The organism is Nitrosomonas europaea (assembly GCF_900167395.1).
GTDB classification, from domain to species: Bacteria; Pseudomonadota; Gammaproteobacteria; order Burkholderiales; family Nitrosomonadaceae; genus Nitrosomonas; species Nitrosomonas europaea.
Genome location: NZ_FUWK01000002.1, coordinates 69,711 through 82,791 on the forward strand (window position 1 = coordinate 69,711; position 13,081 = coordinate 82,791).

The following is a 13,081-nucleotide window of genomic DNA, read 5'->3' on the forward strand; positions in this document are numbered from 1 at the left end:
AAAATGTTTGATATCAGTTTCGCTGAACTCGTGGTCGTTGGAATTGTAGCGCTGATCGTCATCGGGCCGGAACGGTTGCCGGCCGTTGCCCGCACAGCAGGTTATTTTCTGGGGCGTGCCCGTCGCTATGTCGATCAGGTCAAGCATGACCTGCATGAAGAAATGGAACTGGACAGCCTGAGAAAACTAAGAGATTCCATGCACGAAACCGTCAATTCATTTGAGAATTCGGTACGCAGCGAAATAAACAAAATTCAGGAAACTACAGAAACCCAGTCTGCAGTCATACCGGATAAACAACCTCCATTTGAAAAAGCTGCGGAAAATATCGAACCGGTCAATACCAGTGAAACCAAAACTTCATCAGCACCTGCCGAACCCCGGCAGCCGAACAGTTAGCTTCTGTAAGGATTCAATCACTGCAAGCCGGTGATCGTCCTCATTTCCATCAAATCAGACAGCCCAATCTAACAACAGGACGAACCGCAGTAACAGATGGATGACGATATTACTTTTATTTCACATCTGGTGGAATTACGCTCCCGGCTGATCCGGGCACTTCTGGTACTGTTTCTGGGTTTTCTCCCCTGCGCTTTCTTTGCGCGAGAGTTATACAGTTTTCTGGCTTTCCCCCTGCTGGAAAAATTACCACAAGGCGGGCAGATGATCGCCACCGAGGTCGTCACCCCTTTCTTCATCCCAATGAAAGTAGCGCTGATGGTGGCATTTCTCATCACACTGCCGCATACGCTCTATCAGCTTTGGGCATTCGTCGCACCCGGTCTGTACAGCCACGAGAAACGCCTGTTTCTGCCGCTGGTATTCATCAGCAGCCTTCTTTTTTTCACAGGTATGGCATTTGCCTACTTTGCCGTACTGCCACTGGTATTCGAGTTCATCGTCTATTTTGCGCCGGAAGGGGTCGCCGTCATGACTGACATCAGCGAATACCTCGGTTTTGTCCTGTCGATGTTCCTGGCTTTCGGAATCACATTTGAAGTACCGGTCTTCGTACTGATACTCATTCGGACCGGTCTCGTCTCGATCGAGAAAATGAAATCTGTCCGCCGCTTTGTACTGGTAGGTGCATTCGTCATCGGTGCGATTTTCACTCCACCCGATGTCATGTCGCAGATCTTGCTGGCAGTCCCTTTATACCTGCTCTACGAACTGGGCATCATCCTGGCTGCCTTGTCGATGAAATCATCCTCCCGCAAGTCACCACTACCCGTTACGCAAAATCGGCATAACGATACCGGAGAAAATGAGTAATCAATACACCAGCCACTACAGGTCACATCTTCTCCTGTCAATCAGCAAACTTTCCTTACACCACAGATAATTACCCGCCTCTCACCCCGGATCAGGCGCAATGCTTGACATGACCATAGCGCTGTTATAGTCTGCGCCCCTTGTTTGAGGTGTCCCAGATGCATTTGCACGAGGGATGAAACGGGAAGCCGGTGCGCGCTGGAATCAGCCAGCGCAATGCCGGCACTGCCCCCGCAACGGTAAATGAGTCAATGATCTGCACACGCCACTGTGCTGTATGGCACGGGAAGGCGCAGAATCAGGAAAACACAGCTTCCGCTCATAAGTCCGGAGACCGGCCTGAAGCAATATCATGTTATTGCGGAGGGCAATACACGGCACCGAATCTCATTCCCGGTATTTAATCGTGCCCGGTTCCCTGCTGTTTCTCCGCAATCTGTTTACAACCCGATCATCGCGCGGGTGTGCGCGGAGGAAACAATGTCCGAAAATCATGCTTCATCTGTACTGACTCTGTGGCTGGGAGCCAGTCTTTCTGCCCTTTCATGGGCAGAAGAAATCAGTTATCTCGAAAAACCAGTAGTCGTTACCGCCAGCCGTACCAATGAGGCTGCAGAAGATACGCTCGCCTCGGTTACCGTCATCACGCGAACTGATATCGAGCGCCAGCAAGCGCGCTCCATGCAGGATCTGCTGCACGGTATCGCAGGTATCAATATCGCCAATACCGGCGGCCCTGGAAAATTGACCACACTTCTCCTGCGAGGGACAGAGTCTGACCACGTACTGGTTCTGGTCGATGGCATCAGAATGGGCTCCGCCACATCCGGATTTTCTGAAATCCAGAACTATCCGGTAGAACTGATCGATCGTATCGAAATCGTCCGGGGACCCCGATCCAGTCTGTATGGCCCGGAAGCCGTGGGAGGGGTAATCCAGATATTCACCCGCAAAGGTGGAAAAAAAGGATTGAAACCCACTCTCAGCTTCGGAGGTGGCAGCTACGGAACCATCAATGGCTCAGCCACCCTCTCCGGCAGCAGTGAACGTGCCTGGTTCAATCTCGGTATCAGCGGATCGGACACCAATGGCTTCAATGCCTGCAAAGGATCTTTCAGTGCGGGATGCTTCACCATCGAACCGGACAAGGATGGCTATCGCAACATCTCCGGCTCGGCTCGCGCTGGTTACCGTTTTGATAATGGATTGGATGTCGAAGCGAGTTTTTTACATACTGATGGTCATTACGAGTATGACGGCAGCTTTCAAAACAGAACTCAGCTGGCACAACAAGTATTCGGGGGAACAGCACGCTATTCACTCTTTGAACCCTGGCGTATCACGTTGACAGCGGGACGCAGCAATGAAGATTCCGATAATTTCAAGGAAAAGCTATTCACGACACGCTACCACGCCCGGCGCGATACGATCTCCTGGCAAAATGACATAACCATCACCCCGAATCAGCTTTTGACCATCGGTACGGATTATCTGTACGATCGTATCAACAGCTCGGAAAAATTCACCACCACTTCACGCTATAACTGGGGCGTATTTGCGCAACACCAGATTTCACTCGCAGCGCACAAACTGCAACTTTCTGTACGCCATGATGACAACCAGCAATTTGGCAGTCAGGTAACCGGTGGCGCTTCCTGGGGCTATTCACTGACCGAACGGGTCAGGCTGACTGCCGGCTTTGGCAGCGCATTCAAGGCCCCTACTTTCAACGAACTGTATTTCCCCGGATTTGGCAATCCTGATCTCAAACCGGAAGATGCCCGCACGGTGGAACTGGGTGCAGCCGGACGGTTTGACTGGGGCAACTGGTCACTCAACCTGTATGAAACCTGGATCGATGACTTGATCTCATACAATGCCGCAACATTCACTCCGGATAATATCGATAAAGCACGCATACAAGGGCTGGAAGCTATCCTCAACACCGAAATCAAAGGCTGGCTGATTCAAACCAACCTCACTTTTCTTGACCCGCAAAATCGTTCCAAGGGAGCCAATAAAGGTAATATCCTGCCCCGGCGCAGCAAGCAGGCTTTCCGGATCGATGCCAGTCGTCAGCTCGGTGATTTTGTTGTAGGAGCAATGTTTCTGGCAGAAACCAATCGCTATGATGATCTGGCAAACAATCAGAAACTCGATGATTATGTCAAAGTTGACTTGCGAGCAGAATATCTGATCAATCCGCAATGGCGCATTCAGGGGCGGATCGAAAACCTGTTTGACAAAGACTATGAAACCGCTGCATTCTTCAACCAGCCCGGGCGCAACTTTTTTGTCACCCTGCGTTACCAACCATAGGATAAAAATATGCTGACACTACCATTACGACATCAATACCTGATCGGATCGATCCTGATCATTCTGATGATCGCCACACGTGAATATCATTTCGCTTCATTACATACTCTGCCGGGAGCCTCCTGGGCGGTTTTCTTCCTGGCCGGTGTTTATCTCAGCTCAAGCTGGTCATTACTTGGGTTCCTGGTACTTGCCTGGATACTTGATTTTTCAGCTTACTTTACTGCTGCAGGAAGTGATTTCTGCCTGACCTCAGCCTATATTTTTCTGCTGCCCGCCTACGGTGCACTCTGGGTTGCCGGCCGCTGGTTTGCAGCTCGTTATCAATTTTCATGGCGAGCGCTGGCATCCTTATCCATCAGCCTCCTGATCGGCGCGATGCTGTGTGAATTATTCTCCAGTGGCGGATTCTATTTCTTCTCCGGCCAATTTGAAGAAACCACATTTGCCGAATTCTGGCAGCGTGAATTGCACTACTTCCCGCTTTATCTCCAGTCCCTGCTGTTTTATGTCGGTACTGCGGCCACGATACATACCCTGTTCGTGCTGATTCATAAATCACGCCATCCTCAGATTAATGCCACCGGCTGACAGCACAGATATGGATGCGGACAAGGCGCAGCGTTATCGTTCGCGGATGCAGCGCCAGAAGGCGGTCGTGGATGCGGCGATTGTCCGCGCTGATAAAAGCAAAGGGCTGTTGCTGGTATTGACCGGCAACGGCAAAGGAAAATCGAGTTCTGCCTTCGGGATGGTTGCCCGCGCACTGGGACACGGCATGCGCGTGGGGGTTGCGCAATTCATCAAAGGACGCTCCGATACCGGCGAGGAAGCTTTCTTCACACAGCAGAAAAATATCGTCTGGCATGTGCTGGGAGAAGGATTTACCTGGGATACACAGGATCTCGCTCGTGACAGAGAAACCGCCCGCCGAGGGTGGTCAGTCGTACAAACCATGCTGCGCGATCCATCGATCGATCTGCTGATACTTGATGAACTCACCTACCCGCTCAAATTCGGCTGGCTGGAAATCAGCGAGGTACTGAGTGATCTTCAGAACCGGCCAGCCATGCAGCATGTCGTTATCACCGGCCGCGCCGCACCGGATACGCTATGTGGGGCAGCCGATACTGTCACCGAAATGCGTGACATCAAACATGCTTTTCAGGCTGGCATTCAGGCACAAACGGGGATCGATTTCTGATAACCGTCTAAAATTCACAAGTTGATATAGCAATGAGGCCTGTCATAAAATATTTCCTTCATCACATTCATTTGATTAAAAGTGTATACAGCGCCAGACGATCTGCTTCATACACGGAGTACAAACACTGGAAAGGAATGCAAGATTACGTCCCCGCAAAACATGCACGTACTCTTGGAATTATTGAGAAATTACTATGCTCAGGCTTATACCCAATAAAGGACTGAAAAAGACGATAAACACGCTTACGGTTGCCGAAAAAGCCAGAATCAATCATCAGGATATCGAAGAACTGCTGCTGAGGTACCAAAGGAGCTGTCCCGAAGATGCCGCCAGGAACATAACCGAGGTCACGAATCCAAATCAGGAAAAGCATGAAGGCCTTAGGGTATTTGTCATCCAGACATGGATGGCGCTCATGGTGGCAAATTCCTACGGGCTTGAAACCTATCAGACTTTGAAAACATTCATGGACAGGCAAGGCTACAAAACACAACCTGATTCCACATACATGGCAACAGAACAAAAAGACTGAATTACTTCTCCTTGTATTGGAGCTATAACGAAATATGCATTATTTCGATGAGGTTCCGGTTGCTTTGTCCGTTTCCTCAGGGATATAAATCATGGAGCCATCTTTCAGCCGATAGGCAACACCGGCTCGTACCCCTTCACCCTGCCCGATTTCACCGGTACTCTTATAGTGCTTCATTTCTTCCCCCTTGCGCACGATCATTTCCATCTGTGGAGTATCAGGATTGCGGATAACTACCATGTCCTGAGCAGCAAAAGGGTTGAGTGGATTTTCGAGTATCGCGATCAGCAGGCCAGCAATGATCACCAGAAATACGTCAATGATGTTGACCACTGACAGAATCGGATCGTCACTATCCTCATCGTCCAGAATACGGGTCAGCAGCCGGTCAGCCATGTATTGCCTCCTGCGGAGTAATTACGTGAGCATTGTTGCTGTCAGCAATGAAAGCAGATCGCTGGTTACCATTGAGCAATATATTAAGTTCGGTCAGCAGCCACCGCCGCCGCATGGAAAGAACAACATAGCTGATGGAAGCAGTCACCAGTGCCACAATCACCGCTGAAAACGCCACCACCAGGTTTTCTGCAATCTCTTGGGTATTGCCCGCTGCCACAGCTACCAGTGCCGGGCCCATCGGAATCATAGTTGCTACTAATCCCAGCATCGGTGCAACACGGCTGGTAAGGCGCAATGGCTCCAGTAGTTTGAGCAGATGGAGTTCTATCGCCTCTGTGTTGGCTTGCGGGTGGCGCTCACGGTAATGTTGCAAAGACTGTCTTACCGAAAAATGCAATGAGCGCAATATCAGATCAAATAGCAACATACCTAACGCAAACAATGAAAGCACAAACATGATGCACAATATGATCAGCACGGGCGTCAGAAAGAAGCGGGAAATTTCATATAAAAATGATTCAAGTGCGTTCATCAGCAGTTACCTCATGTTCGGAAACATGGAAAATGAATACAATGTTTATGCCTGTTTGAATGTGCGCGTGCGCACTTCGTGCCAGGTGCCCCACGCCTACCAAAAAAAGCCACTCACTATGATCAGGATCAGTAACCGGGCATAGGTCCATATCAGTTGAATTGCTTCCCCGGCCGGTGATACTTCACTCATCTGCTGCCCACTGATATTTTCAGTTTCTCCGGTGACTTGCGGCGCGGAATCAGCCGGTACAGCATCTGATAGCGTGGTGGTTGCTGATTCTGCCGGTTTATTGTCCAGTGCAGCCATACCAAAATTGGTCATCAGCTCTTGTACATAAGCCTTGAAAGTTTCGTTACCGGTATGGATATCATGCTGTTGTGCCAGCTCGATATAGATGGTTATCAGTTCCTGAATGGTTTGCTCACCGGCCTGCCAGTAATCCTTGCGAATTGCTTCCAGCATACGCTCAACAATTTGTGCCAGTGCTGCCGGATGGTTATGCTCGAACCACTCACGTAAACCAAGCTGGTAATGGTCGTTTATATAAATCTCATGAAAAGATTGCCATTGATCATCCCTTACGATGTTGCGATCCATGACCTGCCAGCCCCAAAAATTATTGATCGTATTCAACACTTGTAAAGTTCCGCTGTAACCTTCTTTCATCATCTCGGCCAGCCAGTTTGGATGCTGATAGACTGATCGCAGCTCGGTTGCGAGGAATTTATCAGCCGCTTCCAGTTGTGCGCGGTTCGGATCACGCATATTAGAAATATATAATTGCGGCGCCGCACCATCGAGATGCCGGACAGCCATGGAAATACCACCCAGATATTCAAACGGATGATCGGTATCGAGCAGCCCGCGCAGATTGGATGAGCGGGAAAATACTGTTGCACGTGTTCCGCGCAGATGCTCGGCATAAGCATTCACTTCACCGTTTTTGCTATCTGTGTATTTCTTGCTCCAGCTGGCTGTACTCGGACCATATGTCCAGGACATATTGGACAGATACTGTCGTTCGAGCTTGCCATCGCCTTCCTCCCACCGATTGGATGCCAGTGTTGCATCTGTCAGGCCAGTACCATAATTTCCACTTTCATTACCAAAGATACGGGTATGCGCGATCGCACCAGCATCTTCCCTGGATAACCCTCGTGCCAGCATCTCCGCCAGAATGCGCAAGCTGTTGGTGCGTACGAAATTTTGTTCAGCCGGCTCATCTTCTGCAGCCAACATCACGATCGCCTCGTTGAGACGTTCCATGACATTGGGGAACTGATCACGATACAGACCGGTAATCGATATCACCGGATCGATACGTGGACGGCCCAGTTCTGCCAATGGAATTTTTTCCATACCGGTTACACGACCGCCTTCATCCCAGATCGGCCGCACTCCCAGGGCATACAAGATCTGTGCTTCCAACATGCTGAGGTGGCGCATGGTTTCTGTACTTCACAGCGTAAAAGCAAGCTTGTCCGGAAATTGTCCATCGTGAGTCGACTGATAGGTCAGAATCAGATGTTCCAGTGATTCCTTACCGGCCTCATATGCTGCACGGGTCGGGATGCGTGAGGGATCAAAGCCATACATATTGCGTCCCGTTGGCAAGGCATCCGGATTACGGATCGGGTCTCCTCCGTAGGAAGGATCAATCCAGCGCGCCGCCAATGCGCGCAGCACCGATTCTATTTCGCCGGCTGTACGAAAGGTGGCAGCAAATACGCGGCCACATTCAGCGAGTTCAACGCGTATTTTGTTTTTTAATGTATCCAGTGATTTGTCACTCAGTACCCATTCATCGACGAAGTGATACGGTGCAGATGCCTGTATCTGCCGGTAATCTTCGGTAAACACCTCTCCAGCATTATTGAAGCCAAACGCTTCGTAAAGTGGCTGCCCCAGCATTTGCATGACGGTGCTGATCATATGGGCGCGCTCCATATCCTGCCCCAGCACATGCAGCCCGAGCGGCTGCTGCGCAATGGCCAAATGTTCCAGATAATCCTCGATTTCGCGCAGAAAATCAGGAAAGCTACGTTCCAGATCAGCAACTTTCCACGACATATCCTGATGAATGTTCATTCTGATCACCAAATCAATAATCTGCTTGCGCGCGTTTTCTTTCACCAGTCCTTCATCAAGAGATTCATATTCACGAATCGCATCATTGATCTGAGCGAAATCATCAGACAATCCGGCAGGGGAAAAAGGTGGTGTCTGATGACTGACGATCACTCCCCGGCCGCGTCGTTTAACATGTATCGCCTCCGCGATGTTGTCCACAATGTACGGATAAATCACCGGCACATTACCTGCCAGTAGATTGGGATCATCGAATGCCCACAATCCTCTCTCCTTGCCGGGTGTCCATTCTTGCGTGCCATGGGTGCCAAAATGAACGATGGCATGTGCGGGTTGCTGTGTACGTATCCACAGGTAGGTAGCAAGATAAAAATGATTGACCGGAATTTTCGTGTCGTGAAACAACTTCTCTTCGTTTTCATCCGCGATTTCTCCGCGCGGCGGTTGTGGCAGTACTGCCAGTCGGCCGAGTTTCAGGCGCGGGATCACAAAACCGGTTGTACCGTCCTCGTGCTGTACCACCCAGGGGCTTCTTTCCGCTTTTCCCCAGTATGTATCGATCCGTTCGCGTACTTCCTCAGGCAGTGTTGCAAACCATTCCCTGTATGTGACCAGCGGCAGAAAATCCCAGTGAGGCGTCTGCATCAGTTCCGGCAGGGAGTCTTTGCGATAAACCGGCCGCAGCATCTCGCCGACAGCCGCTATGACCTGATCCTCACTGACGGTATCAAACGCGTAACCTTCATCGCGTAACCGTTCTGTCAGGTGAGTGATTGAACGGGGAACATTCAGGTTGGATGCACCCTGGTTATGTTCTCCCGGAGGATGATTCCAGAATAATAATGCGACGTTTTTTTCTGCATTCGGCAGCGTTTTCAACCGAGCCAGATTGATGAGTTTGCCGATGAGCAGATCCATTTGTTCCGGCATCGACACCAGCTCTCCATCTTCGTTCGTGGTAACCAGTACCGGATCCTGTAATCCGATATATTCAGCGACAGTCAGCATAAAAGGCAGCATAAAGCTGCTGATACCGGTTTTATCCTCGGCATAATCCATTGCGGTATTGCATGAAATTGATTACCGGGATATCAAGCGATCGATACCAGGCTTTGCGCTCATCCGGGTTGATTCCCAGAAATGTGTTGACCATCAGGACATCTAAAATGGTTTTTCCATCGAGCATAATCAGAGGTTCATCAGCCACATCCATCGGTTGTGAAGCGGGGTTGGGAAAACCGCTGCTGTCAGCTGTACCGATTGTTTGTACAGCTATTCGTATGTTTCCCGGCATTTTTCCCTCAGATCTTCTACCCTGTTGCTCATCCTGTTCCGGGGAACGGGTGGTTGATCTGGAACGAGAACGGCTGGCCCGGTAAAAAATCAGTGGCACTCCTTCAGCGCGTTCAATAGCTGCGATCGTTTCATCAAGTTGACGTGTTTGCCCATCGCTGAGGTAACTGCTGGCAGTTTCCATTCCGATGATCGGATTATCACGCCAGGGCTGGTTATGTCGCTGTTGCCACCAGTCCAGATACTCGGGGAGAGAAGCAAATACCATCTGTTCAGCATCCGGATGATAAATACCGCTGTCAGGTAGTTCAATCGGTGGCGCTGCAGCCGATACATCCTCGCCTGTCAGCCAGGTTTTCAGGTAGTGCATCATGCGTTCGCGGTTGACATGTGTACCGCTGATGTAATAAGTGAATAACTGACGAGCCTGTTCTTCTTCCATCCGTTGCGCTTGCATGCGCAGCGACGGGTTAAACCGGTGGACACTCAAGACAGGAATTGTCAGAGTACGCAGTTGTTCACCTGCCACCTGCCCGACCTGCGATATGGCTTCGTTGTTAGGAGCATCAATGATGACAAAAGCTGCACCATTGAGTACTCGTGACACACCTGTTTCACCTTCTCGATCCACTTGCGTCCATGCCAGATCCAAATCTTGATCACGTGCAGTGGCTTCCATTAGCTTGAATTTATGTTCCAGTACAAAACTTGTACTCAATACGGCAACCTTCGTTGCTGTGGCAACCAATGGTGATAAGCAGATTAGTAATCCCAGCAACAGGCGGCATTTCATCAGGTATCTCTCATTCATTCAGGGGACGTAAATGAGAATTATTGGTGTTGAAGAGATTTGCGTCAATGTGGCAAATTGTCGCACCAGTAATGATCAGTAGCCTAAAAATAGCGTAATTCATGTACAGATCAAATCCGACAAAACATCAGGATCTCACCAGCGATCAGGCTGAATACATCAGCAAATTTTTGTCTGATATCACGTGCTTTAAGCAGAATTATCAGAATTTATAGGAAACATACCCCATGAATGTCCTGGGCATACCTGGTGTAAAACTGACTCGTGAACCACTCGCATCTTTGTTGACATCAACTGCGTAGCGTTTATCGAATAAATTCTGGACATTAAATGTTAATCCCCAGTGTTTTCGGTCATATCCTACGGTGAGATTGGTCAGGAAATGATAACCACCATGCCGTTCAGTATTGGCGTTATCAGTAAAATAATCACTTTGTCCACGTGTCTCGATTCTCCCGTGCCATCCGCTCAAATGCCGGTAAGTCGTATAAACAAAATACATGTGCTCAGGAAAACGAGGCACCTGGTTACCGGAACGGTTGGCATTGATCGTGGTACGCTGATTGGTAGCAGGATCAATAATTGTCAGCGGCTCAGTCAATCTGTTGAATTTCAGATCCGTATAAGTATAACTGGCACCAACTTCGAACCCGGAGGTGAAGGCATAGTTACCAAAAAATTCAAAACCGTTCTTACTGGTTTTGCCCGCATTGGTATACAGTGTTTGCAGGTTCTGCACAAAAGAAATGATTTCATTACTGACATCGGTATGATAGCCAGTGAGATCAAACGACCAGTTACGTCCGCGTCCCTTGAACCCGGCTTCATAATTGAGATGACCGGAGGCCTTCAGCGTACGTCCAAATTCAACCGCATTCTGGACTTCACTATCTGCCGGAACCTGGTTGGCATGTGCAACTGATGCATACACATTGATCAGATCAGTAGCGCGATACGTTACCGCTGCTTTGGGCGCAAACAGATCGTATTTTTCCCTGACCTGAATCAAACCACGCCCCGGTGTATAGCGCCCACTTGCAAAATCGTAACGCTGGAATTCATTGCGCTCGATATCGAAGCTGACCTGATCAAAGCGCATTTGCAGATCGACGGTGAGACGATCCAATGGAGAGAGGCTTTCCAGAAAATAGACCCCCCATAAATCATTGGTGGATTTGCTGCGGGAATTGATCTGCCCTTTACGATCAGAAAGAGTGGATATGATACGTCCGCTTCCCGGCACCGTCAGTACGTCAGCGTAAGCATACTGTAATGCACCATCATTCCAGTTACGCCGCCAGGTACCACCAATTACCATCGATCCGGGTATACCAAATAAAGAGTGCGTATAGATTCCTTCAAGATCAAAACCAAAATTCCGCTCCCAACCATCCGTGACATTGATTTGTCCAGTAACCGGATGAAACTGTTTCCATTGGTTGTAATAGATACGCGGCTTGAACAGCCAATCCCCCGCACGATGTTCCAGGCGACTGTTCATAAACAATATCTGGGAATCTCGTGCGGAATTTTTCCAGGGATCCTGTGTTTCCAGTGCTTTCCCAGTATTACGATATTGGGCATATTGCTCCCGGCTGAGCGAGCCTGGCAGATTTAACTTGACATCACTGTAAGTAATCTCGGTTTCAAGCAAGCTCGATTCCCCCAGCTGCCAGCCATGTTTGAGTCCCGCATTAGTGCTGCTAAAGCGATTATGTCTCCGCCAGTCGTTATCGGTATGGCGGCGAGAAAAGGTAAAAGCAAGCGCATGTTCATTGAAAACCTTACCGAAACGAGTATGCAGGTTATGTGTGCCCCAGTTCCCCACACCGCCACGGATAACATTGTGCTGATCATCGAATGCGGAGCGTGAAATGATGTGAATGGTGCCGCCGGCTGTCCCTGCGCTGTAAAGATCTCCCGGCCCGCGTGTCACTTCGATCCGTTCAACATCATCCGGATCAACAAAATCGAGTCGTCCAAAACTGTCTGGATCGAGTATCGGTACGCCATCGCGCAGCAGATTGATCTCCCGCACACCAAATTGCGCTTTCAATCCTGCACCACGGATCGAGATTTTGGCGTCATAAGCATTATTATTACTCTCGATGCGTAAACCCGGCACCTGACCCTGAATAGCATCTTTGATATTAAACATGCGCACATCTTTAATCCGTTTTTCATCTACTACACTGATCGACTGCGGTACTTCTTTGGTAGTACGCGCTTCGCGCGTGGCAGTAACACTGATGGTATCGAACTGTGCCGGCTGTTCAGGTGAAAGTTGTTGTGCAAATAAAGGAAGTGCCGGTAACCAGAACATCAGACAGGAGAACCATTTCCATGCAGAAATTCTTGCAGGATATATTCGATGAATAAGCCAGTCCAATGATGTATTTTTGTCACAACCACGCCAAACCTTCATAAAAACCTTCTCCCTTATTCCTGTTAAAACAGTTACCAGTAGAAATAAGGATGCTGCATAGATTTAAGATGCGTCAATGTGACAAATTGTCACATCAATAATTTCTCATCTATATATCAAGCATTTATATCTAAAGAGAGTCTATTTGCTTTTGTAAAACTGTTATGAGACAGGTGAATTTCGTGACAAATGAGTATGCA

At 49.2% G+C, this 13,081-nt stretch carries 10 protein-coding genes, 1 pseudogene and 1 riboswitch; of the genes and pseudogenes, 6 read left to right on the forward strand and 5 right to left on the reverse strand.

Annotated elements, in window-relative coordinates; translation table 11 throughout:
- The first annotated feature begins 3 nt into the window (after window positions 1-3).
- From tatB to B5D58_RS01300, 6 genes are all read left to right on the forward strand, one after another.
- A complete protein-coding gene (gene tatB, locus B5D58_RS01275) occupies window positions 4-399 on the forward strand; it encodes a Sec-independent protein translocase protein TatB (RefSeq protein ID WP_011111261.1) in 396 nt (131 codons plus the stop codon).
- Between the two features lie 96 nt (window positions 400-495).
- A complete protein-coding gene (gene tatC / locus B5D58_RS01280) occupies window positions 496-1,272 on the forward strand; it encodes a twin-arginine translocase subunit TatC (protein WP_011111260.1) in 777 nt (258 codons plus the stop codon).
- A gap of 130 nt (window positions 1,273-1,402) precedes the next feature.
- A riboswitch (cobalamin riboswitch) is annotated at window positions 1,403-1,629 on the forward strand.
- A gap of 123 nt (window positions 1,630-1,752) precedes the next feature.
- Window positions 1,753-3,591 carry a TonB-dependent vitamin B12 receptor gene (gene btuB, locus B5D58_RS01285; protein WP_011111259.1) on the forward strand — a complete coding sequence of 613 codons (1,839 nt, stop codon included), beginning with the start codon at window positions 1,753-1,755 and terminating at the stop codon, window positions 3,589-3,591.
- A gap of 9 nt (window positions 3,592-3,600) precedes the next feature.
- Window positions 3,601-4,182, forward strand: coding sequence for a hypothetical protein (locus tag B5D58_RS01290; protein WP_011111258.1), 582 nt, complete (start codon window positions 3,601-3,603; stop codon window positions 4,180-4,182).
- Complete coding sequence (cobO, locus tag B5D58_RS01295) at window positions 4,169-4,795, forward strand: cob(I)yrinic acid a,c-diamide adenosyltransferase (RefSeq protein WP_011111257.1); 627 nt, start codon at window positions 4,169-4,171, stop codon at window positions 4,793-4,795. The genes B5D58_RS01290 and cobO overlap by 14 nt, the downstream gene beginning before the upstream one ends.
- Window positions 4,796-4,991: 196 nt before the next feature.
- Entirely contained in the window at window positions 4,992-5,330 is a 339-nt protein-coding gene (locus B5D58_RS01300; RefSeq protein WP_011111256.1) for a hypothetical protein, read from the forward strand.
- Window positions 5,331-5,369: 39 nt separating this feature from the next.
- Here B5D58_RS01300 and B5D58_RS01305 read toward each other — a convergent pair whose 3' ends face one another.
- The 5 genes and pseudogenes from B5D58_RS01305 to B5D58_RS01330 all read right to left on the reverse strand — a co-directional run bounded on the left by B5D58_RS01305 (window position 5,370) and on the right by B5D58_RS01330 (window position 12,779).
- Window positions 5,370-5,726: a DUF2149 domain-containing protein gene (locus tag B5D58_RS01305; protein WP_011111255.1), complete on the reverse strand. Its 357-nt coding sequence runs from the start codon at window positions 5,724-5,726 to the stop codon at window positions 5,370-5,372.
- Entirely contained in the window at window positions 5,719-6,261 is a 543-nt protein-coding gene (locus tag B5D58_RS01310) for a MotA/TolQ/ExbB proton channel family protein (RefSeq protein ID WP_011111254.1), read from the reverse strand. The genes B5D58_RS01305 and B5D58_RS01310 overlap by 8 nt, the downstream gene beginning before the upstream one ends.
- A gap of 96 nt (window positions 6,262-6,357) precedes the next feature.
- Window positions 6,358-9,411: pseudogene (gene cobN, locus B5D58_RS14010) on the reverse strand (cobaltochelatase subunit CobN).
- On the reverse strand, window positions 9,392-10,438 hold the full coding sequence (locus tag B5D58_RS01325) for a cobaltochelatase subunit CobN (protein WP_050731234.1): 1,047 nt from the start codon (window positions 10,436-10,438) through the stop codon (window positions 9,392-9,394). Before B5D58_RS01325 ends, cobN begins: the two are co-directional and overlap by 20 nt.
- A gap of 220 nt (window positions 10,439-10,658) precedes the next feature.
- Window positions 10,659-12,779, reverse strand: coding sequence for a TonB-dependent receptor (locus tag B5D58_RS01330; RefSeq protein WP_159445005.1), 2,121 nt, complete (start codon window positions 12,777-12,779; stop codon window positions 10,659-10,661).
- Between the last annotated feature and the right edge of the window lie 302 nt (window positions 12,780-13,081).